Origin of the sequence: Streptomyces sp. NRRL WC-3626 (genome assembly GCF_000718785.1) — a bacterium.
Taxonomy (GTDB): domain Bacteria; phylum Actinomycetota; class Actinomycetes; order Streptomycetales; family Streptomycetaceae; genus Streptomyces; species Streptomyces edwardsiae.
This window is the reverse complement of record NZ_JOCA01000015.1, coordinates 28408-50286: the sequence shown is the minus strand read 5'-3', so window position 1 is coordinate 50286 and position 21879 is coordinate 28408. Positions and strand designations below refer to the sequence as shown.

At 71.6% G+C, this 21879-nt stretch carries 23 protein-coding genes and 1 riboswitch; of the genes, 11 read left to right on the top strand and 12 right to left on the bottom strand.

Annotation, left to right across the window (positions count from 1 at the left end):
• Positions 1–6: 6 nt before the first annotated feature.
• Positions 7–246, top strand: coding sequence for a DUF3263 domain-containing protein (locus tag IF28_RS0122485; protein ID WP_030223394.1), 240 nt, complete (start codon positions 7–9; stop codon positions 244–246).
• A gap of 162 nt (positions 247–408) precedes the next feature.
• On the opposite strand, the gene otsB is transcribed toward IF28_RS0122485, so the two are convergent.
• From otsB to IF28_RS0122470, 3 genes are read right to left on the bottom strand one after another with little or no spacing between them, the layout of a single operon-like run.
• Entirely contained in the window at positions 409–1248 is an 840-nt protein-coding gene (otsB, locus tag IF28_RS0122480; protein ID WP_030223391.1) for a trehalose-phosphatase, read from the bottom strand.
• Positions 1249–1258: 10 nt separating this feature from the next.
• A complete protein-coding gene (locus IF28_RS0122475; protein WP_030223387.1) occupies positions 1259–2668 on the bottom strand; it encodes an alpha,alpha-trehalose-phosphate synthase (UDP-forming) in 1410 nt (469 codons plus the stop codon).
• A 58-nt stretch (positions 2669–2726) separates the two neighbouring features.
• Positions 2727–3698, bottom strand: a complete 972-nt coding sequence (locus IF28_RS0122470) for a glucosyl-3-phosphoglycerate synthase (RefSeq protein WP_030223384.1) — start codon at positions 3696–3698, stop codon at positions 2727–2729.
• A 141-nt stretch (positions 3699–3839) separates the two neighbouring features.
• A riboswitch (SAM riboswitch) is annotated at positions 3840–3987 on the top strand.
• Positions 3988–4004: 17 nt separating this feature from the next.
• On the opposite strand from IF28_RS0122470, the gene thrC reads away from it, so the two are divergent.
• From thrC to groL, 4 genes are all read left to right on the top strand, one after another.
• A complete protein-coding gene (thrC, locus tag IF28_RS0122465) occupies positions 4005–5291 on the top strand; it encodes a threonine synthase (RefSeq protein ID WP_030223382.1) in 1287 nt (428 codons plus the stop codon).
• Positions 5292–5372: 81 nt separating this feature from the next.
• Positions 5373–5648 (top strand): MoaD/ThiS family protein, encoded by a 276-nt coding sequence (locus IF28_RS0122460; protein WP_030223379.1) that lies wholly within the window; start codon positions 5373–5375, stop codon positions 5646–5648.
• Between the two features lie 430 nt (positions 5649–6078).
• The gene (locus tag IF28_RS0122455) at positions 6079–6282 is read left to right on the top strand and encodes a cold-shock protein (RefSeq protein WP_004929928.1); all 204 of its coding nucleotides are present in this window, start codon (positions 6079–6081) and stop codon (positions 6280–6282) included.
• Between the two features lie 393 nt (positions 6283–6675).
• A complete protein-coding gene (gene groL, locus IF28_RS0122450; protein ID WP_030223375.1) occupies positions 6676–8298 on the top strand; it encodes a chaperonin GroEL in 1623 nt (540 codons plus the stop codon).
• 89 nt (positions 8299–8387) lie between these two features.
• On the opposite strand, the gene IF28_RS0122445 is transcribed toward groL, so the two are convergent.
• The 4 genes from IF28_RS0122445 to IF28_RS0122430 all read right to left on the bottom strand — a co-directional run bounded on the left by IF28_RS0122445 (position 8388) and on the right by IF28_RS0122430 (position 12180).
• Positions 8388–9068, bottom strand: coding sequence for a Uma2 family endonuclease (locus IF28_RS0122445; protein WP_234325323.1), 681 nt, complete (start codon positions 9066–9068; stop codon positions 8388–8390).
• Positions 9069–9127: 59 nt separating this feature from the next.
• Positions 9128–9961, bottom strand: coding sequence for a hypothetical protein (locus IF28_RS0122440; RefSeq protein WP_030223370.1), 834 nt, complete (start codon positions 9959–9961; stop codon positions 9128–9130).
• A 277-nt stretch (positions 9962–10238) separates the two neighbouring features.
• Entirely contained in the window at positions 10239–11687 is a 1449-nt protein-coding gene (locus tag IF28_RS37960; protein WP_267883064.1) for a serine/threonine-protein kinase, read from the bottom strand.
• Positions 11688–11823: 136 nt separating this feature from the next.
• Complete coding sequence (locus IF28_RS0122430) at positions 11824–12180, bottom strand: hypothetical protein (RefSeq protein ID WP_030223364.1); 357 nt, start codon at positions 12178–12180, stop codon at positions 11824–11826.
• Between the two features lie 157 nt (positions 12181–12337).
• On the opposite strand from IF28_RS0122430, the gene IF28_RS0122425 reads away from it, so the two are divergent.
• Positions 12338–13468 (top strand): NADH:flavin oxidoreductase, encoded by a 1131-nt coding sequence (locus tag IF28_RS0122425; protein ID WP_030223361.1) that lies wholly within the window; start codon positions 12338–12340, stop codon positions 13466–13468.
• Between the two features lie 136 nt (positions 13469–13604).
• On the top strand, positions 13605–15074 hold the full coding sequence (locus IF28_RS0122420; protein ID WP_030223359.1) for an MFS transporter: 1470 nt from the start codon (positions 13605–13607) through the stop codon (positions 15072–15074).
• Between the two features lie 113 nt (positions 15075–15187).
• Here IF28_RS0122420 and IF28_RS0122415 read toward each other — a convergent pair whose 3' ends face one another.
• The 3 genes from IF28_RS0122415 to IF28_RS0122405 form a co-directional block, all read right to left on the bottom strand.
• Entirely contained in the window at positions 15188–15748 is a 561-nt protein-coding gene (locus IF28_RS0122415; RefSeq protein ID WP_030223356.1) for a hypothetical protein, read from the bottom strand.
• A 49-nt stretch (positions 15749–15797) separates the two neighbouring features.
• Positions 15798–16727 carry an N-acetylmuramic acid 6-phosphate etherase gene (gene murQ, locus IF28_RS0122410; protein ID WP_030223354.1) on the bottom strand — a complete coding sequence of 310 codons (930 nt, stop codon included), beginning with the start codon at positions 16725–16727 and terminating at the stop codon, positions 15798–15800.
• Between the two features lie 124 nt (positions 16728–16851).
• Positions 16852–17790, bottom strand: coding sequence for a MurR/RpiR family transcriptional regulator (locus IF28_RS0122405; RefSeq protein WP_030223349.1), 939 nt, complete (start codon positions 17788–17790; stop codon positions 16852–16854).
• 56 nt (positions 17791–17846) lie between these two features.
• Here IF28_RS0122405 and IF28_RS0122395 point away from each other — a divergent pair, with 56 nt between their 5' ends.
• A complete protein-coding gene (locus IF28_RS0122395; RefSeq protein ID WP_037893770.1) occupies positions 17847–18251 on the top strand; it encodes a hypothetical protein in 405 nt (134 codons plus the stop codon).
• Positions 18248–18526: a DUF4031 domain-containing protein gene (locus IF28_RS0122390; RefSeq protein ID WP_030223342.1), complete on the top strand. Its 279-nt coding sequence runs from the start codon at positions 18248–18250 to the stop codon at positions 18524–18526. The genes IF28_RS0122395 and IF28_RS0122390 overlap by 4 nt, the downstream gene beginning before the upstream one ends.
• On the opposite strand, the gene IF28_RS0122385 is transcribed toward IF28_RS0122390, so the two are convergent.
• Together IF28_RS0122385 and IF28_RS0122380 are read right to left on the bottom strand one after the other, a co-directional pair.
• Complete coding sequence (locus tag IF28_RS0122385) at positions 18508–19593, bottom strand: GNAT family N-acetyltransferase (RefSeq protein ID WP_234325322.1); 1086 nt, start codon at positions 19591–19593, stop codon at positions 18508–18510. The genes IF28_RS0122390 and IF28_RS0122385 overlap by 19 nt on opposite strands.
• Positions 19594–19603: 10 nt before the next feature.
• Positions 19604–20266: a hypothetical protein gene (locus IF28_RS0122380; RefSeq protein WP_030223340.1), complete on the bottom strand. Its 663-nt coding sequence runs from the start codon at positions 20264–20266 to the stop codon at positions 19604–19606.
• 47 nt (positions 20267–20313) lie between these two features.
• Between IF28_RS0122380 and IF28_RS0122375 the strand changes: the two genes are divergently transcribed.
• Complete coding sequence (locus tag IF28_RS0122375) at positions 20314–20994, top strand: maleylpyruvate isomerase family mycothiol-dependent enzyme (RefSeq protein ID WP_030223338.1); 681 nt, start codon at positions 20314–20316, stop codon at positions 20992–20994.
• Between the two features lie 116 nt (positions 20995–21110).
• Positions 21111–21800 carry a copper homeostasis protein CutC gene (locus IF28_RS0122370; RefSeq protein WP_030223337.1) on the top strand — a complete coding sequence of 230 codons (690 nt, stop codon included), beginning with the start codon at positions 21111–21113 and terminating at the stop codon, positions 21798–21800.
• The last annotated feature ends 79 nt before the right edge of the window (positions 21801–21879 follow it).

The window sequence follows — 21879 nt, the reverse complement described above, 5'->3', positions numbered from 1 at the left end:
CGGGGCATGGACACGGGAGACGGGGGACTCGCCCAGCGCGAGCAGGACATCCTGGCCCTGGAACGCCGGGGCTTCTCGGGCCCCGGCGTCAAGGAACGCGCCATCCGCGAGGAGCTGGGCCTGGCCCCCGTCCGCTACTACCAACTCCTCAACGCCCTCCTGGACAACCCCCGGGCCCTCGCCCACGACCCGGTGACGGTCAACCGCCTCCGCCGAGTCCGCGACTCCCGCCGCGACGAGCGCTGATCCGCCCCCACGGGGGCGCTGCCCCCGGACCCCCGCTCCTCAAACGCCGGAGAGGCTGATTTCAGCCCCTCTGGGGGTACCCCCTTTGGGGGAGTTTGAGGAGCGGGGTCCGGGGCGGAGCCCCAGGGTCGGGACGGGAAAGGGCGGCGGGGGCGAAACCCGTCAGGGCAGACGCCCCGCCAGCGCCCGCAGCAGCGCCACCACCCCCGCCGGTCCGTCGACCACCAGGTCCGAGCGGTCTCTCAGCTCCGGGACCTCGTCGCTGCCGCTGCACACCAGCAGCCCCGGGACGCCGGAGGCACGGAGTCGCTCGACCGCCCCATACGCCGGCAGGTCGCCCAGGTCGTCGCCCGCGTACACCACCGACCCCGCGCCGATGGACCGGGCGTGGTCCAGAAGGGCGACGCCCTTGTCCATGCCGGGAGGGCGGAGTTCCAGGACCATGCGGCCGGGCTCGACGATCAGACCGTGCCGCGCCGCCAGCTCGGTCAGCGGCGGGCGCAGGGCGTCGAACGCGGCCTGCGGATCGGCGGCCCGGCGGGTGTGGACCGCCACCGCGCGGCCGCCCTTCTCCTCGACCCAGGTGCCCGGCCACGCCCCGGCCCGGTCCAGCAGCTCCGCGCGGACCGCGGCGATCCCGGGGTGCGGGGCGGGCGCGGTGACCGTATCCGTGACCGCGTCCCAGCGTTCGGCGCCGTAATGGCCGAGGACGACCAGGTGCTCCAGACCCGGCACGCCCGCGAAGCCGCCGTGGCGGACCGCGACGTCCGCCGGCCGCCCGGTGACGACCGCGACCGAAGCCACCTTCGGCGCCAGCGCGGCGAGCGCCGGCACCGCGTCCGGGTGCGCGCGGGCCCGCTCCGGGTCGGCCACGATCGGCGCGAGCGTCCCGTCGAAGTCGAGCCCGATCAGCGCCCTGTCCGGCCGGGAGAGAAGCGCGTCCAGTCCGTCCCGCCCCGCCCGCGTGGCCGGCACCGGCGTGGAATCCGTATCGCTGCCCATGCGTCCCAACCTATCCACGCCCGCCGGTCTCCCGCAGCGCCTCCAGCTGCTCCAGGAACCAGCGCGCCGGGGGCAGTGCGGTCGCCGCCGCCGTCAGGCGCTTGGCGCGCTCGGCCCGTTCCTCCGGACCCATCGTCAGCGCCTCGTGCAGGGCGCCGGCGGTCTCGACGATGTCGTACGGATTGACCGTGAGCGCGTCCTCACCCAGCTCCTCGTGCGCGCCCGCCTCCCGTGACAGCACCAGCGCGCACCCCGCGTCGGAGACCACCGGGACCTCCTTGGCGACCAGGTTCATGCCGTCGCGCACGGGGTTGACCAGCGCCACGTCCGCCAGCCGGTACGCCGCCAGCGAGCGCGCGAAGTCGTCCTTGAGGTGCAGCAGGACCGGCCGCCAGCCCTCGGTGCCGTACCGCTCGTTGATCTCCTCCGCGACCCGGGCCACCTCGGCGGTGTAGTCGCGGTACACGGCGAGATCCTGCCGGGAGGGGTAGGCGAAGGCGATGTGCACGACCCGTTCGCGCCACTCGGGGTGGTCGTCCAGCAGCTGCCGGTAGGCCAGCAGACCGCGCACGATGTTCTTCGAGAGCTCGGTCCGGTCGACCCGTACGATCGTCCGGCGGCCCTCCCCGATCTCCTCCCGGAGCGCCACGATCCGCTCCTCGACGTCCGCCTCGTGGGACCGGGCCCGCAGGAAGTCCGCGTCGGCGCCGAGGCCGTGCACCCCGATCCTGGTGTCCCCGAGCCCGCCCGCGAACCGCTCGCAGCACGCCGTGAACGCGTCCGCCCAGCGGTGGGTGAGGAAGCCGAGCCGGTCCGCGCCCAGCATGCCGCGCAGCACCTGTCCGGCGATGTCGTCGGGCAGCATGCGGAAGTACTCCGGCGGCGCCCACGGCGTGTGCGAGAAGTGCGCGATGCGCAGGTCCGGGCGGAGCTCGCGGAGCATTCCGGGGACCAGCGTCAGGTGGTAGTCCTGGACCAGGACCGCCGCGCCCGGCGCCGACTCCTCGGCCAGCGCCTCGGCGAACGCCCGGTTGTAGGCCTCGTACGACGCCCACTGCCTGCGGAACTCCGCGTCGAAGACCGGCTCCAGCGGCGTCTGGTACAGCATGTGGTGGACGAACCACAGCACCGAGTTCGCGATCCCGTTGTACGCGTCCGCGTGCACGTCCGCCGGGATGTCCAGCATCCGTACGCCGTCCTCGCCGGCCCCGCGCCGCACCGCCTCCCGGTCGCCGTCGGACAGCGCCGAGCACACCCACAGCGCGCCCGCGTCCGGCCCGATCGCCGAGAGCCCCGACACCAGCCCCCCGCCGCCCCGTTTGGCGCGCAGCGACCCGTCGTCCTCCACCGTGTACGAGACGGGCCCGCGATTCGACGCGACCAGCACCTGAGCACCCTGAGCAGCCTGCGTGACAGCCATAAGCCTCAACCTAGCCCGGCCCCAGGGGCCTCAAACGCACACGTCGGCCGTATACGGATCAGGCGACCCTGCGTGCCTGGTACTCCGCGATCTCCGTCATCGGCGGCCGTTCCTCCGTGTCGACCGAGTACGTGCGCGGCTCGAAGTTGTCGCCCGCCCGCTCGAACTGGGTCAGGGACGGCCGGATCAGATGGCCGCGGGCCAGGCGCAGCTGGGCGGTGCGGTAGATCGCGGCGGCCATCCGGCCGAGGGCCTGGCCGTCCTGGTGGCGGTGCTTGCGGACGCCGACGTCGACCTGGGCCAGCGCGTCCAGGCCCACCAGGTGCAGCGCGTCGACCAGCATGCCCAGCTCGACGCCGTACCCGACCGGGAACGGCAGCTGTTCGAGGAGGCTCCGGCGGGCCGCGTACTCGCCGCCGAGCGGCTGGACGAAACCGGCGAGCTGGGGCCAGTGCATGTTCAGCAGCGGGCGCGCCATCAGCTCGGTGACCCGGCCGCCCTGACCGGCCGCCATCGTGCCGGAGGCGGGTCCGTCGGGCACCGTGAGCGGACGGTCGTACATCGCCTTGACCAGGTGCACGTCGGGCTCGGTGAGCAGCGGGCCGACGATGCCGGAGACGAAGTCGGAGGAGAACTCCCGCAGGTCCGCGTCGACGAAGCACACGATGTCGCCCCGGGTGACGAGCAGCGACCGCCACAGCACCTCGCCCTTGCCGGGCACCGCGGGGATGCGGGGCAGGATCGCGTCCCGGTGCACCACGGTCGCGCCCGCCGCGGCCGCCGCCTCGGCCGTACGGTCGGTCGACCCCGAGTCGACCACCACGATCTCGTCGACCAGCGGAACCCGCAGCACCAGGTCGCGGCGGAGCACCGACACGATGTCGCCGACCGTCGCCTCCTCGTTGAGCGCGGGCAGCACCACGCTCACCGTCTGCCCCGTGGCGCGCTTCGCCGCCAGGATCCGGTGGAGCGGCCGGTCGCCCACGGACCAGGAGCGGTCGACCAGCCAGCGTCCGACTTCTTCCAGCACGCTCCCGGGCTCCTCACTGGCCTGTGATCCATCTCGCGGTTCGGACGGGCACTCTCCACCCTGCAGGCCGTCGGTTACAGTCTTGAACAACGCCCGTGACCACCGCATGCCGGGGTCACCGCGTGGACAACAACTGAACACCGCTCATCCAGAGGGGCAGAGGGATACGGCCCGATGAAGCCCCGGCAACCCTCCAGCCGGCTCTTGTCACACAGACGTGGCGAGGCTCCCGGCTAGGGAAGGTGCCAAATCCGTCTCACGGCGAGATGCGTCGTGAGGAAGATGAGGAGAAAGGGCCTCGCCTCCATGGCTGTGCAGACTGTTGCAAGCACCACCGATTCCGCGGTCGACCTCGGCCCCGCAGCGGCGCTCTCCTGCCGCGAGTGCGGCCACCGCGTCCCGCTCGGCCCCGTCTTCGCCTGCGAGGAGTGTTTCGGCCCGCTGGAGATCGCCTACGACTTCTCGGCCCACGACACCGAGGAACTGCGCAAGCGGATCGAAGCGGGACCCGCGAACATCTGGCGCTACGCGCCGCTGCTGCCCGTCCCGGCGGACGTGGCGACCAAGCCCAACATCAACCCCGGCTGGACCAAGCTCGTCCAGGCCGACAACCTCGCCCGTGAGCTGGGTGTCGACCCCGGCAGGCTGTTCGTCAAGGACGACTCCGGCAACCCGACGCACTCCTTCAAGGACCGCGTCGTCGCCCAGGCCATCGAGGCCGCCCGCGCCTTCGGCTTCACCACCCTGTCCTGCTCGTCCACCGGCAACCTCGCCGGCGCCGTCGGTGCCGCCGCGGCCCGCGCCGGCTTCCGGTCCTGTGTGTTCATCCCGCACGACCTGGAACAGGGCAAGGTCGTCATGGCCGCCGTCTACGGCGGTGAACTCGTCGGCATCGAGGGCAACTACGACGACGTGAACCGTTTCTGCTCCGAGCTGATCGGCGACCCGGCCGGCGAGGGCTGGGGCTTCGTCAACGTCAACCTGCGGCCGTACTACGCGGAGGGCTCCAAGACCCTCGCGTACGAGATCTGCGAGCAGCTGGGCTGGGAGCTGCCCGACCAGCTCGTCGTCCCGATCGCGTCCGGCTCGCAGCTCACGAAGATCGACAAGGGGCTGCAGGAGCTGATCGGGCTCGGTCTGGTCGAGGACAAGCCGTACAGGATCTTCGGCGCGCAGGCCGAGGGGTGCTCACCGGTCTCCACCGCGTACAAGGCGGGGCACGACGTCGTACGTCCGCAGAAGCCGGACACGATCGCCAAGTCGCTGGCGATCGGCAACCCGGCGGACGGGCCGTACGTCCTGGACATCGCACGCCGCACGGGCGGGGCGGTGGAGGACGTGAACGACGAGCAGATCGTCGAGGCGATCAAGTTGCTCGCCCGGAGCGAGGGGATCTTCGCGGAGACCGCGGGGGGCGTGACCGTGGGAGTCACCAGGAAGCTGCTCGAGAGCGGTGCGCTCGATCCTTCTCTGACCACTGTGGTGCTCAACACGGGTGATGGCCTCAAGACGCTGGACGCGGTGGCCGGTACGGGCATGACCGCGACGATCCGTCCCAGCCTCGAGTCGTTCCGTGCAGCCGGGCTTGCCTGAGTCGTCAGTCTGCGGGTCAGCCGTGGCTGGTCGCGCAGTTCCCCGCGCCCCCAGGGTGCTGTTCCTTCCGGAGGTTTTGTCGTGAGCGTTACCGTACGGATTCCTACCATTCTGCGCACGTACACCGGTGGGCAGGCCGAAGTGAGCGCCGAGGGGGCCACCCTCGGCGAGGTCATCTCGGATCTGGAGAAGAGCCACACCGGGATCGCCGCCCGGGTGCTGGACGACCAGGGCAAGCTGCGGCGGTTCGTGAACGTGTACGTCAACGACGACGACGTGCGGTTCGAGCAGGGACTGGAGACGGCCACCCCGGACGGGGCCGGCATCTCGATCATTCCGGCGGTGGCCGGAGGCTGATCATTACCTTCGGTAATGACGGTTACCGAGCGTTTGGGACTTTGCCCCCTCCGTGAGAGAAGCGGAGGGGGCAATTCCATGGGATTGAGCGCGGTAGAGTTGGGGAACGCGCTCCCGATCCACTGATCGGGACCCCTTGATTTCTGCCGCGAGCCCGACTGGATGTAGCCAAAGTGCGGGCACCTTGCGCGGCATTTGCGCCGATTGCCCGGCCCGACTTGCCCTGAATTCAGGCGAATTCTCGCCACATTCCGGACCGGTGTCGTCCAGATTTCTCGTCCGATTGACCTGTTGCAGACGGCAGTTGGACAGATACATTCAGCCGCGGTCGACGCGTTCCGGCGCACGCCCCCAACCGTTGGGGGGTGAGGTCTGACCCGGATCCGCGAAGTGCGGATCCGTGCAAGGGCCAGTAATAGGGGAGTTAGGCATGGCTCAGGGCACCGTCAAGTGGTTCAACGCGGAGAAGGGGTACGGCTTCATCGCGGTCGACGGTGGTGCGGATGTTTTCGTCCACTACAGCGCGATCCAGATGGACGGCTACCGCACCCTCGAAGAAGGCCAGCGGGTCGAGTTCGAGATCTCGCAGGGTCAGAAGGGCCCGCAGGCCGACATGGTTCGTCTCAGCGCCTGAACGCGCTATCAGCCGAAAGAATCTTCTGCCGGTGAAGGGCCCGCATCCTCCGGGGTGCGGGCCCTTCGCCGTGCCCGCGCCCTGCCCATGCCCTGCCCGCGCCCTGTCCGCGGCGGGCCGCGATGGGTCCGTCGCGTGCCCGCGCGGGGCGCGCGCCGGTGTTCGCGGGCGGCTGAGCGCGTCCCTGTACTACCCATAGGCGCTTGCACTCGCATGGGTCGAGTGCTAATCATTGGCGTTAGCACTCTGAAGGTGAGAGTGACAACGTAAGGACCGGGTCGGTGAGGCCCGCAGGCCGTGTGGGGCAAGGAACCACAGGGCCGGCGAGCCGTCCGTCGCGGGCGCGGGCGCGGTCCGAAGGAATCACCCCCAGTCCTGGAGGGACCACTTCACATGGCCAAGATCATCGCGTTCGACGAGGAGGCGCGGCGCGGCCTCGAGCGCGGCATGAACCAGCTCGCGGACGCCGTCAAGGTGACGCTCGGCCCCAAGGGCCGCAACGTCGTCCTCGAGAAGAAGTGGGGCGCCCCCACGATCACCAACGATGGTGTGTCCATCGCCAAGGAGATCGAGCTCGAGGACCCGTACGAGAAGATCGGCGCCGAGCTGGTCAAGGAAGTCGCCAAGAAGACGGACGACGTCGCCGGTGACGGTACGACCACCGCGACCGTTCTCGCCCAGGCCCTGGTCAAGGAGGGCCTGCGCAACGTGGCCGCGGGTGCCAACCCGATGGCCCTGAAGCGCGGTATCGAGAAGGCCGTCGAGGCCGTCTCCGGCGCGCTCCTCGAGCAGGCGAAGGATGTCGAGACCAAGGAGCAGATCGCCTCCACGGCCTCCATCTCCGCCGCCGACACCCAGATCGGCGAGCTCATCGCCGAGGCCATGGACAAGGTCGGCAAGGAAGGCGTCATCACCGTCGAGGAGTCCCAGACCTTCGGTCTGGAGCTCGAGCTCACCGAGGGTATGCGCTTCGACAAGGGCTACATCTCGGCGTACTTCGCCACCGACATGGAGCGTATGGAGGCCGTCCTCGACGACCCGTACATCCTGATCGCGAACTCCAAGATCGCCAACGTCAAGGACCTGCTCCCGCTCCTGGAGAAGGTCATGCAGGGCGGCAAGCCGCTGCTGATCATCGCCGAGGACGTCGAGGGCGAGGCCCTGTCGACCCTGGTGGTCAACAAGATCCGCGGCACCTTCAAGTCCGTCGCCGTCAAGGCCCCGGGCTTCGGCGACCGCCGCAAGGCCATGCTCGGCGACATCGCCATCCTCACGGGCGGCGAGGTCATCTCCGAGGAGGTCGGCCTCAAGCTGGAGAACGCGACGCTCGACCTGCTGGGCAAGGCCCGCAAGGTCGTCATCACCAAGGACGAGACCACCATCGTCGACGGTGCCGGCTCGGCCGACCAGGTCCAGGGCCGCGTGAACCAGATCCGCGCCGAGATCGAGAACAGCGACTCGGACTACGACCGCGAGAAGCTGCAGGAGCGCCTGGCGAAGCTCGCCGGCGGTGTCGCGGTCATCAAGGCCGGTGCCGCCACCGAGGTGGAGCTCAAGGAGCGCAAGCACCGCATCGAGGACGCCGTGCGCAACGCCAAGGCGGCCGTCGAGGAGGGCATCGTCGCCGGTGGCGGCGTGGCCCTGCTGCAGGCCTCCCAGGTCTTCGAGAAGCTGGAGCTCGAGGGTGACGAGGCGACCGGCGCCCAGGCCGTGAAGCTGGCGCTCGAGGCCCCGCTGAAGCAGATCGCCGTGAACGCCGGCCTCGAGGGCGGTGTCGTGGTGGAGAAGGTGCGCAACCTGACCCCGGGCCACGGCCTGAACGCCGCGACCGGCGAGTACGTCGACCTGGTCAAGGAAGGCATCATCGACCCGGCGAAGGTGACCCGTTCCGCGCTGCAGAACGCCGCCTCCATCGCCGCGCTCTTCCTCACCACCGAGGCCGTCATCGCCGACAAGCCGGAGAAGTCCGCGGCCCCGGCCGGCGGCGGCATGCCGGGCGGTGACATGGACTTCTGATCCTCCCGAGGATCGGACCCGTCCGCCGTACGACCGAGGGCGGCATCCCCTGTTCCGACAGGGGATGCCGCCCTCGGGCGTGGGCGGGGTCAGTCCGCGTACTCCTTGAGCTCCTCGGTGTCGAGGGTGATGTCCACGGGGGAGGGGAGTACGACGACGGTCCCCCAGGGGTAGGACGGCGACTGCTGATAGCGGCCGTTCTTGGGCTCGCTGTAGACCCTGACCGTGTAGTTGTCGCGGTCGATGAGGAGGTAGACGGGGATCTCGGCCGCCGCGTAGCCGATGGGCTTGTCGACGCGGTCGCGTCGGTCGGTGTCCCGGTCGTACGAGGTGATCTCCACGGCCATCAGGATGCCGTCCGTCGGGGACCATTCGCGGCGTCCCTTGAAATGGCCCTTCGGCGCGAGCGTGGCGTCCGTGCGTGCGCGACCGTTGCGGTACGCCTCCGCCAGGACGCCGGACTCGGGATAGAGGCGGAGGTCGGGACGCTGTTGCATGCACTGCTGCAGCAGCCACATGTAGATTTCGTTGTGGTTGCCGTCCGGCACTGCCTTGACCTCTACTTTTCCGTTGATGTACTCCAGTCGCACCGTTTCGGGAGCGGCCTCGGCCAGCTCCTCGAACTCCTCGACGTCGAGCGGCCCGTGCCGGATGCCCAGCCGTCCGCCGAGAAACTCCAGCCGGCTGCGGATCTCCCTCGGGGCCCTCCGGACGAGTTCCTCGAAGTCCTCGACGGACATCTGGGGGCGGTCAGCGGTGTCAGGGGTCATGGCGTCGCCTCCTTTCTCCCATCGTGCCCCGGGGTGGTGCCGTCGGACCGTGGGAGCGGTCATGAGGGTGTCCTCTCTCGTCGTCGTAGTGACATCGCAGCGCGGATCTCGCCGGCGCGGACACGGACCGAGGGAGCTGGCAGGGGCGCGTCGGGGCCAATGGGGGCGCGTTCGCCCCGGCACGCGCCGCAGATGCCGCCGGGCAACGCCTCCGGACGGCCCGGCGTACGGCACTTCGCGCACTCCAGGAGGCGGAGCGGCGGGCGCGGGGCGGGAGGCGGCTCCGGCGGGAGCTTGTCGGTCAGGCGGCGGTGGAGCAGGGCGGCCGGGTGGTGCACGGGTGTGGGCAGGCCGGCGGTGAGGGCGGCCCGTACGGCCTCGTCGGTGGCGCCGCGCGCGAACCACTCCTCCACCAGCGGGGCGAGCCGCGCGCAGTCGGCCCGGGAGAGGGACAGCACGGGGGTCTCACGGCCGAGGGCGGCGAGGAGGATGTGGGCGCGGGAGCGGCTGGGGCGGGCGGATTCCGGCGCGGCCTCGCCGTCCGGTACGTCGCCACGGGTGAACGCCGCCCACCAGTCGTCGTCGCGGGCGGTGGACGACCACCACGATCGGGTGATCCAGCGTGTGCCACCGCCGGTGTTCCCCGTCGCCACGGTTTCCCGGCCGCGGCGCAAGTGGCCTGTGCGCTGAAGGTTGTTGAGGGCGGTCCGCAGTGCGCACTGCCCGTACGGAAGCGTCCTGGCCAGCGTCTTCACGGAGATGTCGGCGCCGTCGGTGAGCCGGTCGATGAACGCGGCGACGGCCGCCTCCCGGGGCGGAAGGTGCGTGAAGTCGTGGTGTGTGCGCCGGTGTTGGCCCGGTGCGGTCCGTTTGCCGTAACCCGGATTGGCCATCGGGTGCGGGGAGCCGTGCGCGTGCGGGGAGGCGGGACTAGGCTGGGCGGCAGCCATGGGATCGACTTTCTCTCGATCTTGTAGGTCAGGCCCCCGCAGGTGTTGTGTGCACCGAGCGGGGGCTGTTCGTTATGCGGGCACGCTAGACGTTCGTGACTGTGCGTGGCAAGCCGAACGCGTCAAGTCAACATGCAGGGGTGGGAGGGCGGGTGGGGCCCTCCCACCCGTTCCTTGAAAAGAGGGCTCGGAGCTCGGTGCTTGAGCTTCGGGAGTCCGGTCAGCCGGCCCGGGTCTCCGTCAGGGGGACGTGCCGGTGTGCGGCGAAGGCGCGCAAGGCGTCCGGGAGCGGAGGTGTGTCGCCGATGGGCCGCAGCCATCGGGTGCGGATGTGAATGGTTCCGTTCCGTTTGTTGCGGACCCATAGCGGGCGGTGGAGGGACAGAGGGAAGTACTGTCGCTCGCCGCATCGGACGGTCAGCCACATCTCCCGGGCGCCGTCGTCCAGTTCCATGGACTTCATGTGCGTCCATTGCAGCAGGGCCGGATTGTTCGGGGAGCCCATGACGATGCCCAACTCGTCGATCACGATTCCGTCGTTGGTGCTGCCGTACAGGAAGACCAGCCGGATGGCCATGAAGAAGGCGCCGAGGAACCCTGTCCCGGGGACCGCGTCGGGCAGGTCGTACATGGAGCCCAGGACGGTCGCCATGATGAACCCGGCCATGATGAGCAGGTTTCGCGTGAGCCGGATCGCCCAACTGAGGCGGTTACGCCGATAGAGGGCGAGGGGTGGAGCGGTTCTCGCGGGTTGGCGGGGAGCGGCCGAGGCTCGGGTGTTCGCCGCGCGGCGCGTGGGCATGCTCTCGGAGCGGGGACGTACGGCCCTCACGGTGGGAACTGCGTCCAGGGGAGCGTCCGGCGCGTCGACCACGGTGGCTGGGTGATCGGTGCCGACTGCGCACAGGTCCAATAACCGTCTTGGTGACGGCCGTTGTTCGGGCTCCTTGTGGAGGCAGGCCTCGACGAGGGGGCGCAGGGCGGCGGGCAGCGCGGTCACATCCGGGGTGTCGTGCACCGCCCGGTACATCAGCCCGTACGGCGACCCCTCCCCGAACGCGCTGCCGCCGGCCGCGGCGACCAGTACGGCGCCGAGGGCGAAGACGTCGCACGCCCCGGTGATCGCGTGGCCCAGGACCTGCTCGGGTGCGATGAACCCCGGGGTTCCGACAGCCGCGCCGTCGACGGTCAGCCGGGTGCCCTCCAGCGCCTGGGCGATCCCGAAGTCCAGGACGCGGGGGCCGTCCTCGGCCAGGATGATGTTGCCCGGTTTGAGGTCGCGGTGCACCAGCCCGCAGCCGTGGATCGCTTCCAGTGCCTCGGCCAGCGCGGCGGCGAGGGACCGGAGTCCGGTTTCGTCGAGGGGGCCGCGCCGGGCGACGGCTTCGGCCAGTGTCGGTCCTTTGACGTACGCGCTCGCCATCCATGGCTGTGCTGCGTCGGGGTCGGCGTCCACCACCGCCGCCGTATGGAAGCCGCCGACCCTGCGGGCGGCCTCGACCTCCTTGCGGAATCGGTCCCTGAAGCGTGGGTCGGCCGCGTACTCGGGCCGGATCACCTTGATGGCGACGGCCCGACCGGAACGCGAACGCCCCAGATAGACGGATCCCATGCCTCCGCTGCCCAGCTTGCGTTCGATCGAGTAGTCCCCGATGCGTGCCCCCGTCACGGCAGCCCCTCATGTGGTCAGCGGTGGGCGTTGTCCCCCATGCGGGTAATCCTGCGCTCACAAGGCGCCGGCCTCCCGCGGTACGGCGGGGTGTGGCCGCTTTGTGACATTGCCCGGGCTTCGGGCGTGCGGCGTGTCAGGCGGCGCACCACGGCACGCGGCAGACGTGCGGCGCCGCGCCCCGCGGGCACAGGCCCCGCAGCACCGCCTTGCGGACCGCCCGCCAGGTCCGCAGCGAGCACACCAGGCGGACGCGCAGCTCGACCGGCTCTCGCGCGCCGCTGCTTCGGCCCGGGTGCTCCCAGGCCCACTGCTGCGCCAGGTGGTCGTAGAGGTCGGCGGTCGTCGTCCCGCTGCCGGGGAGCGTGCGGACGACGTCCCGGCCGACAGTCCGGGCGTTGTGGAGCGCTGTGGCCCGGTCGACGACCGAGCCGGCCCACGCCAGTCCTTCCTCGTCCGCGTACAGGCCGAAGCGCAGGAGGCGTGTTCTCATCGGGCGACCGTACCCCGGTGCGCGGGAGGGCGTCCCGTGACCGGCGTCACGTCCTGGGGGTGAGGGGAATGCCTCTTCCCGCTTTCCCGTTGGTGCCGTAGATGCATTTAATGCATGTACACATACTGACCGGTATTCGAAGCAGAGGAGCCCCCACGTGACCGTCACCTCCCCCAGCGTCACCGCGCGAGCCGCCGGGATTCTGTCCCGGCCCGTCACCATCAACGGTCTGACGGTTCCCAACCGCATCGCCATGGCGCCGATGACCCGGATGTTCTCGCCGGGCGGGGTGCCCGGGGAGGACGTGGTGTCGTACTACGCGCGCCGGGCCGCCGCCGGTGTCGGGCTGATCGTCACCGAGGGCACGTACGTCGGGCACGAGTCGGCCGGGCAGAGCGACCGGGTGCCGCGGTTCCACGGGGAGGAGCAGCTCGCGGGGTGGGCGAAGGTCGCCGAGGCGGTGCACGCGGCCGGCGGCACGATCGTGCCGCAGCTCTGGCACATCGGCATGGTCCGCGAGCAGGGGCAGGCGCCGTACCCGCAGGCTCCGGCGGTCGGTCCGTCCGGGGTGCGCACGGACGGCACCGAGGGCACGGGCCGGGCGATGACGCAGGCGGACATCGACGCCGTGATCGGCGCGTTCGCGCAGGCCGCCGCCGACGCCGAGCGGATCGGCTTCGACGGCGTGGAGCTGCACGGCGCCCACGGCTACCTCGTCGACCAGTTCCTGTGGTCCGGCACCAACCGCCGTACCGACGCCTACGGCGGCGACCCGGTCGCCCGCGCCCGGTTCGCGGCGGAGATCGTGGCCGCGGTGCGCGACGCCGTGTCGCCGGAGTTCCCGGTCGTCTTCCGCTACTCGCAGTGGAAGCAGGACGCCTACGACGCCCGGCTCGCCGAGACGCCCCAGGAGCTGGAGGCCATCCTCGCCCCGCTCGCCGAGGCCGGTGTCGACGCCTTCCACGCGTCCACGCGCCGCTACTGGCTCCCGGAGTTCGCGGACTCCGACCTCAACCTGGCCGGCTGGACGAAGAAGCTGACCGGGAGGCCCAGCATCACCGTCGGCTCCGTCGGACTGGACGGCGAGTTCCTCAAGGCCTTCCAGGGGCAGGGTGCCGAGCTCGGCAGCATCGACAACCTGCTCGACCGGATGGAGCGGGACGAGTTCGACCTCGTCGCCGTGGGCCGTGCGCTGCTCCACGACCCGAACTGGGCGGCCAAGGTGCTGGCCGGGCGCTTCGACGAACTGACGCCGTACGAGGGGTCGGCGCTCAAGACGCTGAGCTGAGCCGGTCAACGGCGGGTGGCGCTTCCGGACGCGGGGGCGCCATCCGTCTGTCATCCGGTATTAATTTGCTTAAGTCAATCAATCGCCTTAAAGTTGCTTGAGTCAAGTATTGCCCTGAGTCCCGGAGACCTCCCTCATGTCCGACGCACTCGACCGTTCGCCCACGCCCGGTACCGCCGCGCCGCCCAGGACCGGCGCCGTGGTGCCCGTACTGGCCTTCGGCGGCATCGTCGTCTCGCTGATGCAGACCCTGGTCATCCCGATCGTGGGGCAACTGCCGCAGTACCTGAACGCCTCCGCTGCGGACGCCGCCTGGGCCATCACCGCCACCCTGCTCGCCGCCGCCGTCGCGACGCCCGTCATGGGCCGGCTCGGCGACATGTACGGCAAGCGCCGCATGCTGCTGGTCAGCATGGGCATGCTGGTCGTCGGCTCCGTCGTCGCCGGACTCAGCGACTCCCTCGTCCCGATGATCGTCGGGCGTGCCCTCCAGGGCCTGTCCTCCGGCGTGATCCCGCTCGGCATCAGCATCCTGCGCGACGAACTGCCCGCCGAGAAGCTGGGCTCCGCCACCGCGATGATCAGCGCCTCGCTCGGTGTCGGCGGAGCGCTCGGACTGCCCATCGCCGCGCTCATCGCCGACAACTTCGACTGGCACATGCTGTTCTGGATCTCGGCCGGACTGGGCGTCGTCGCGCTGGTCGCGGTGGCCTTGCTCGTCCCGGAGTCCAAGGTGCGGACCGGGGGACGGTTCGATCTGCCCGGATCGGTGGGGATGGCGGCCGGGCTGATCTGTCTGCTGCTGGCGATCTCCAAGGGCGGTGACTGGGGGTGGTCCAGCGGGACCACGCTCGGTCTGTTCGCGGCGGCCGTCGTGATCCTGGTGGGCTGGGGCTTCTTCGAGCTGCGCACCGATCAGCCGCTGGTGGACCTGCGGACCACCGTCCGGCCGCAGGTGCTGATCACCAACCTCGCCTCGATCGCCATCGGGTTCGCGATGTTCTCCATGTCCCTGGTCATCCCGCAGGTGCTGCAGCTGCCGGAGGAGACCGGATACGGGCTGGGGCAGTCGCTGCTCATGGCGGGTCTCGTGATGGCACCGTCCGGTCTGGTGATGATGGCGCTGGCGCCGGTGTCCGCACTGGTCTCGCGGGCCAAGGGGCCCAAGGTGACCCTGATGATCGGTGCGCTGATCGTGGCCGCGGGGTATGGGCTGAACGTCGTGCTGATGAGCGAGGTCTGGCACTTCGTGCTGGCGTCGTGTGTCATCGGGGCGGGGATCGGGTTCACCTACGGGGCGATGCCCACGCTGATCATGGGGGCGGTGCCGGCGTCGGAGACGGGTGCGGCGAATGCGCTCAACACGCTGATGCGGTCCATCGGTACGTCTGTCGCCAGTGCCGTGGCCGGTGTGGTGCTGGCTCAGATGACCACCGCGTTCGGGGCGTTCGCGCTGCCGTCGGAGGACGCGTTCCGGACGGTGCTGGCCCTCGGGGCCGGGGCGGCGTTGCTCGGGTTCGTCATCGCCGCGTTCATTCCGCGGCGGCGGGGTGAGGCGGTGGAGGCCGCGGGTGCGGCGCCGGCTGTGGGGGCGGCCAAGGTGTAGGGCGGTGGGGGTGGCGTGGTGGGTTTCGCCCCCGCCGCCCCTTCCCGTTCCCGTCCCTGGGGGCTGCGCCCCCAGACCCGCCTTTTTTGCGCAGTTCCCCGCGCCCCTGTCTCCTAGGGGGTTTCCGGGTCCGTCCTTATCGGGGCTCCCCAGACTCGTAGTACCTCGTAGTCCGTGAACTCGTGGACCAGGCGGTAGGCCATCGCCGCCCGGGGGCTGCGGCGTTGGGCCGCGATGAAGAGTTCCGCCTCCCGGCGGTCCCGGCGGGGGGTGCCGCAGAGCTGCCACGACTGGCCGTTCCAGAGTTCCGGGAGCCAGCGTTGCTGGGGTTGCGGGCGGTCCGCCCGAACTCCGTAGCGGGACGGGGCGGGGTCGGCCGGGCGGTGCTGGGGGGCCGGGCCGTTGAACTCGGCGCGGCGGGCCGTGCGGCGCCGGGTCTCACAGAGCAGACACAGGTCGGGGGCGCTCTTGTCGACCGGGCCCGTCGGGTGCTCGGCGCAACGCGTGGTGGGCGCCGCCGTGTTGACGCTCTCCTCCAGCAGGTCGAGCGCCCGCCGCAGATCGTCCTTCACCTCGTGCAGCCGGGCGTCCGGCACATCGGCGGACAGCGCCTCGCCGTGCTCCCCGAGCACACGCAGGGCGCGGCCCAGGGCGGTGAGCTGCGCGTGGTTCATGGTTCGTCTCCGGGTCGGGTGCTCTCCAGTATCCGCCCACGGATCCCTTCTACTCCCGCGCCCTGGCGAGCGCCGCCCGCAGATGGCCGTCCGTCTCCGTGAGCAGGCGGGCGGCCGTGGGGCCGTCGACGTCCGCCAGGATGACCAGGATCGCGTGCTTGACCTCGCCGTCCGTCGCGGTCAGGGCCCGCTCGACGACGTCGTCGTCCGCGCCCGTCGCCTGGGCGACGATACGGCGGGAGCGGGCGCGCAGCTTCTCGTTGGAGGCCCGTACGTCGACCATCAGGTTCCCGTACGTCTTCCCCAGCCGGATCATCGTGATCGTCGACAGCATGTTCAGCACCAGCTTCTGTGCCGTACCGGCCTTCAGACGGGTGGAGCCGGTGAGGAACTCCGGACCGACCACCACCTCGATGCCGTGCTCGGCCGCCGCCGCCAGCGCGCTGCCCCGGTTGCAGGCCAGGCCCACGGTGAGGGCGCCGCGCGCACGGGCGTACGCGACCGCGCCGACCGCGTACGGTGTGCGGCCGGACGCCGAGACGCCGACCACCGTGTCGTCGGCGGTCAGCGCCAGCGCCGCCAGGTCGGACTCGGCCAGCTCCCGCGAGTCCTCGGCACCCTCCACCGACGTGACCATGGCGCTCGGGCCGCCCGCGATCAGCCCGACCACCCTCGCCGGGTCCGTGTTGAACGTCGGCGGGCACTCGGAGGCGTCCAGCACCCCCAGCCGCCCGGCCGTACCCGCACCGGCGTAGATCAGCCGCCCGCCCCGCGCCATCCGCTCGGCCACGGCGTCGACGGCGGCGGCGATCGCGGGTACCTGCTCGGCGACGGCCCCGGCCACCCCGGCATCCTCGCCGTTCATCAGCCGGGCGATGTCGAGCGTGGGCAACCGGTCGACATCGGCCAGCTCGGGCCGGTACGCCTCGGTGGTCAGCGTCTCCAGCTGGGCGCGGAGGTCGTGGTGAGAAGTAGACATGAGGGTGACTTTCCAGTTCGGGGTGGGAAGGTTTCCCAGGGGCGCGGGGCTGTGACGTGTGCGGCTCCGCCGCGTGGGCGCGACCAGCCCCAAACCAGCCGCGGTCGAAGCGGGAGACCAGCCCCTAGGGGCTCTTGCGGGGCACCCGGTGCCTGTGCGCCAACGCCTCGTAGGAGGCCGCGAGCGCCGGCGCCGCCGCCTCGTACGTCTGCTGCGCCACCCCCACGAACAGACAGTCCACCACCAGCAACTGCCCCGTACGGGACGACATCGCAGCTGGCCGCAGCTCGCTCTCGCGGGCCGTGGACGTGGTCAGCACATGGTCGGCGTACTGCGTGACGGGGCCGTCCGGGCGGCCGGTGACCGCCACCGTCGTCGCCCCGCGCTCGAACGCCGCCCGGAGCGGTTCGATGACGTCGCCGGTCGAGCCGGAGTGCGTGATGGCGATCGCCACGTCGCCCGGCCGCAGTTGCACCGCGTTGGTGACGGCGAGGTGCGGGTCGCTGTGGGCGTGTGCCAGCAGGCCTATCCGCAGCAGCTTCTGCGTGAGGTCCTGGGCGACCAGCCCGGACGCGCCGACGCCGTACACATCCGTGCGGCGGGCGCCGACCAGGGCGGTCACGGCCGCCGCGAGCTGGACGGTGTCCAGCCCGGCCGCCGTGTCCGCCAGGGTCTGCTGCTCGTCGTAGGCGAGCTTGGCCACCACGTCGGCTATCGGGTCGTCCACCGCGATGTCCGTGGTGATGGCGGGCGCGCGCCCCGACTGCTGCTGGGCGGCGAGCCCGGCCAGGGCCAGGCGCAGATCCCGGTAGCCGGGATAGCCGAGCAGCCGGGCCGTGCGTACGACGGTGGCCTCGCTGGTGCCGGTGAGCTCGGCGAGTCCGGTGACCGTGAGGGCCGCGCAGCCGGCCGGGTCGTCGGCGACGGCCTCGGCGACCCGCTGCATGGAACGGGTCATCGACGGAGCCAGCGTACGGACCTTCGCCGCCAGGGCGGCGGGCGCGGGAGGGGCGGGGGGCGTGGCCGCACCGCTCCCGAAAATTTCCTTCACATCACGGGTCACATCATGAAAGATATTTTCGGCACGGTCGTCCGGTCAAGAGTGCGCACAATAGGGGCATGGACCCCCATGGCGAACCCGGCGCCCCCGGACCTCACCCGGTCAGCCCCCTGGAACAAGCCTTGCACGCCGCGCGCGCCCTCGTGCTCGCGGATCTGGTCGCGCGCGAGGTCGCCGAGGCGGACGTGGTGTCCCTGGTCGAGGAGTCCGTCACGCACCGGCGCTGGTGGGTGGAGCAGTGGCCGGACGGCGTGGGCTTCCTCGCCGGTCTGGTCGCCCAGGACGTACAGGACGCCCTGCTGGAGCGGTACGGGCGCTGGCCGCTGTGCCCGGTGTGCGGCACCGGCGACCCGCACGCGCTGGAGGTCGAGCCGGAACTCGGCCCCGAGCCGCACTGGGTGTGCCACAAGGCGGGCGTGAAGGTCGCCGCGGTCGGCGGGCTGGGCGGGGCGGACGCCTCGTGACCGTGTACATCGACCCGCCCACCTGGCCGGGCCACGGACGGCTCTGGTCCCACCTCGTCAGCGACCTCTCCTACGACGAACTGCACGCCTTCGCCGACCGCATGGGCGTCCCCCGCCGCGCCTTCGAACGCGACCACTACGACATCCCCCAGCTCCGCTACGCCGACGCGGTGCACGCCGGGGCGGTCGAGGTCAGCAGCCGCGAGGTGGTGCGGCTGCTGCACGGGGCGGGGCTGCGGCGCCGCAAGGGCGCGGCTCAGCCGCGGAGTTCGTAGGAGATCTGCCCCTCCTGCCGGGACACCTCGGTGAATCCGGCCCGGGTGACCACCTTCTGCGAGGGCACGTTCCCCTCGTCGACGACGGCGCCGACCTTCCGTACGCCGTCCTGGTCGAGCGCCCACGCCGACAGGGTGCGCAGCGCCTCGGTGGCGTAGCCGTTGCCGCGGGCGTCCACGGAGAGGTCGTAGCCGATCTCCACGCCGCCGTCGTCGTCCGGGGCGCCGTGGAAGCCCATCGCGCCCACCGCGCGGTCGTCCTCGCGCCGGACCAGGACGTACATGGCCCACTCGGGGTCGAAGACGCCTTCCTCGTACTGCTTCACCAGCATCCCGGCGCCCTCGCGCGTGCCCTCGAACGGGCCCGAGTCCACCCAGTCGTGGCCGCCGTCGCCGGCGAGGGCCAGTTCGGCCGCGGCCGCGGGGGTGACGCCCTCCAGCAGGAGCCGCTCGGACCGCAGCACCGGGTTGTTGGTCCAGTGCCAGCGGGTGACGGGCTCCCGGCCCGGCAGATCGCCGCGCCCGGTGGCCCACAGCAGGGTCTCCCACGGGGTGGGGCCCGGTTTCACGTGCGGGAAGATCCGGGTGAGCACGAAGGACGCCAGCTCGTCCCGGGGTGTGTGGGCGACGCCCATGCCCTCGGCGATGTCGTGCGTGTGCAGCAGCACCTCGGCCACGCCCATCGCGGCGAACCCCTCCCGGCTCGCGTGCCGGAAGGGGAACGGGTGGAAGGCGCGGACCGCGCGCGGGGTGGTGCGGACGGCGGCGGCGAGCAGGGCGCCGGTCGCGGTGACCACCTGGAGACAGCCGGCGTTGTCGGCGGGGTCCATGCCGCCCTCCCGGCCGTCGAGGTTGATCTCGAAGGGCGTGTACGCGTCCTGCGTGCGCCCGGCGATCTGTCCCGCGTACGCGATGAGATCGCTCGCGATGTGCGCCACCGTCCTGCGGCAGTCCCACTCCAGCCGCCCGGCCCTCACCTGCCTCCAGTCCCGGTCGGTGACCGCCCCCAGCACCGCCACGCAGTCCGCGACGGCTTCCTCCACCTGTACCGCTCCGAAGTCATGCATGCCCGGCAGGCTAGGCGGGCGGCACCGCCGGGGTCGACAGCATTTCCAGCTCGCCGCGCATGTTGTAGCGGGCCGTGGCCTCCCAGTGCTCCCGCCCGTACGGCGTACGGAACAGGCGGGGGAGGGCGAGGAGTTGGCGCAGTACGTCGGCGCGGCCCGCCCGGAACGCGTCGTTCGGCACGAAGTGGTACTCCTCGCGGACGGCCGCGGTGTAGGCGGCGTACGACGACGGGGGCGCGGCGAGGACCGCCAGGTCGGCGTCGCACAGCACCTGACCGTCCCGGTCGTCGTCGGCCGGATCGTGCGTGACGGTGAGCCGCACCAGCCGGGCCACCTCGGCGGTCCTCTCCGCGGACACCCCGGCCTCGGGGAGGGCGCGCTCGGCGAGGCGGGCGGAGCGTTCCTCGTTCTCCGACCGGTCCGGCAGGTACACGGCGTCGTGGAACCAGGCGGCCAGCCGTACGGCGTCCGGGTCGTCCGCGTGTTCCGCGAGCGCGTCGATGTGGTCGAGGACGGCGGTGAGGTGGGTGAGCGTGTGGTAGTGGCGCTGGGGCTCCTGCCAGCGGCTGATGAGGTGGTCGGCGTACGGCAGCGGATCCGGCCCGCCCCCGGGCCCGCGGGCCCCTTCCAGAGCGCGGACGAAACGGGAACGCAGGGCGTCGGTGTCGGCCATGCTCCCATTCTCCTCACCCGGTGCCGTCCGCCACTAGCGTGGGCGGCATGACGACTCCTGCGGATGTGCGCAACGTACGAGACCCCGAGTTGCCCGGCCGGTTGCTGGCCGTCGAGCGGGACGCGCTGATCCCGCTGCTGCGGGGGAGGCCCGAGGAGGACTTCGCGCTGCCGGTCCCGGCGTGTCCGGGGTGGAGCGTGCGGGATGTGCTGGCGCACTGTTCGGCGGCGTTCGCCCGGGTCCTGGAGCGGCGGTACGAGGACGGGGTGTTCTCGCCCGAGAGCAATGAGCGGGACATCGCCGAGCGGGCCGGGTGGACGAACGCCCGGGTCATCGACGAGCTGGAGCACGGGATGACCGAGGCCGGGCCGCTGATCGCCGGGGCGGGCGGGGCGCTGGACGGGCTCGCGCTGGGTGAGTGGGTGCACGCCGGGGATGTACGGGACGCGCTCGGGGAGCCTGGGGCGTACGCGGGCGCGGGGCTGCCGTACGCGCTCGCCCTGCTGGGGCAGGTGACCGGCCGGAACGGGCGTCCGCCGCTGCACGCCGACCTCGACGACGCCGACGAGCCGCTGCGGTTCGGCGACCACTCCGGGGAGCGGCCCCCGGCGCGCTACATCGGTGACGGGCCGACGCTCGTACGGCTGTACGCGGGCCGTTCGGTGGACGGGGCCGCGTACGAGCTGGCCGGGGTCGAGGCGGCGGAGCTGAACATCTTCGGGGGCTGACCGCGGGGTCGGGGAAGCTGCGGTGCGGGGGGCGGGCGTAGTCTGGGATTGGACTAGACCTGTAGTGGACAGACCTGTTCTGTCCGAAGCCGCCCGAGCCCGACGAATGGGGTCCCATGAGCAAGCGTGCAGTCCTGGAGGTGATCGCCCTCGACGTCGAGGACGCGGTCGCCGCCCAGGCCGGAGGTGCGGACCGCCTCGAGCTGGTCACTGACATGGCGGCGGACGGGCTGACGCCTGCCGTGTCCACGGTCGTGGGCATCCGTGCGGCCGTGGACATTCCGGTGCGGGTGATGCTGCGGCTGGCGGACGGGTTCGCGGCGGGCGACGTCGAACGGCTGGCCGGCGCGGCGCGCGCGATGCGTGAGGCCGGGGCGGAGGAGTTCGTGCTCGGGTTCCTCGGGCCGGACGGCGGGGTGGACCTGGGGGCGGTGGAGCGGGTCGCGGGCGAGCTGGAGGGGTGCCGGTGGACGTTCCACCGGGCGGTCGACCGGGCCGCCGACCGGGATGCCCTGCGCAAGCAGCTCGCGGACTTCCCCGGCCTGGACACGTACCTCACGGCCGGGGCGGCGGGCGGGGTGGACGCGGGTCTGCCGACGTTGCTCGCGGAGGCGGGGCGGCGGGGGGAGCCCGGATATGAGCAGCAGCTGCTGGTGGGGGGTGGGCTGCGGCTGGAGCATGTGCCGGGGTTGCTGGATGCGGGGATCGACGCGTTCCACATCGGTGGAGCGGCCCGTCCCGGGGGGTGGGGCGGGCCGGTGTCGGCGGACGCCGTCGCGGAGTGGCGGTGCGTGCTGGGGTTGTGAGCGGGGCTCCTGTCCGGCGGGGTTCGTGGCTGGGCGGGGGGTGTTCGCGCGGCCCGGCGCGGGCTGCTCCGCGTAGGGG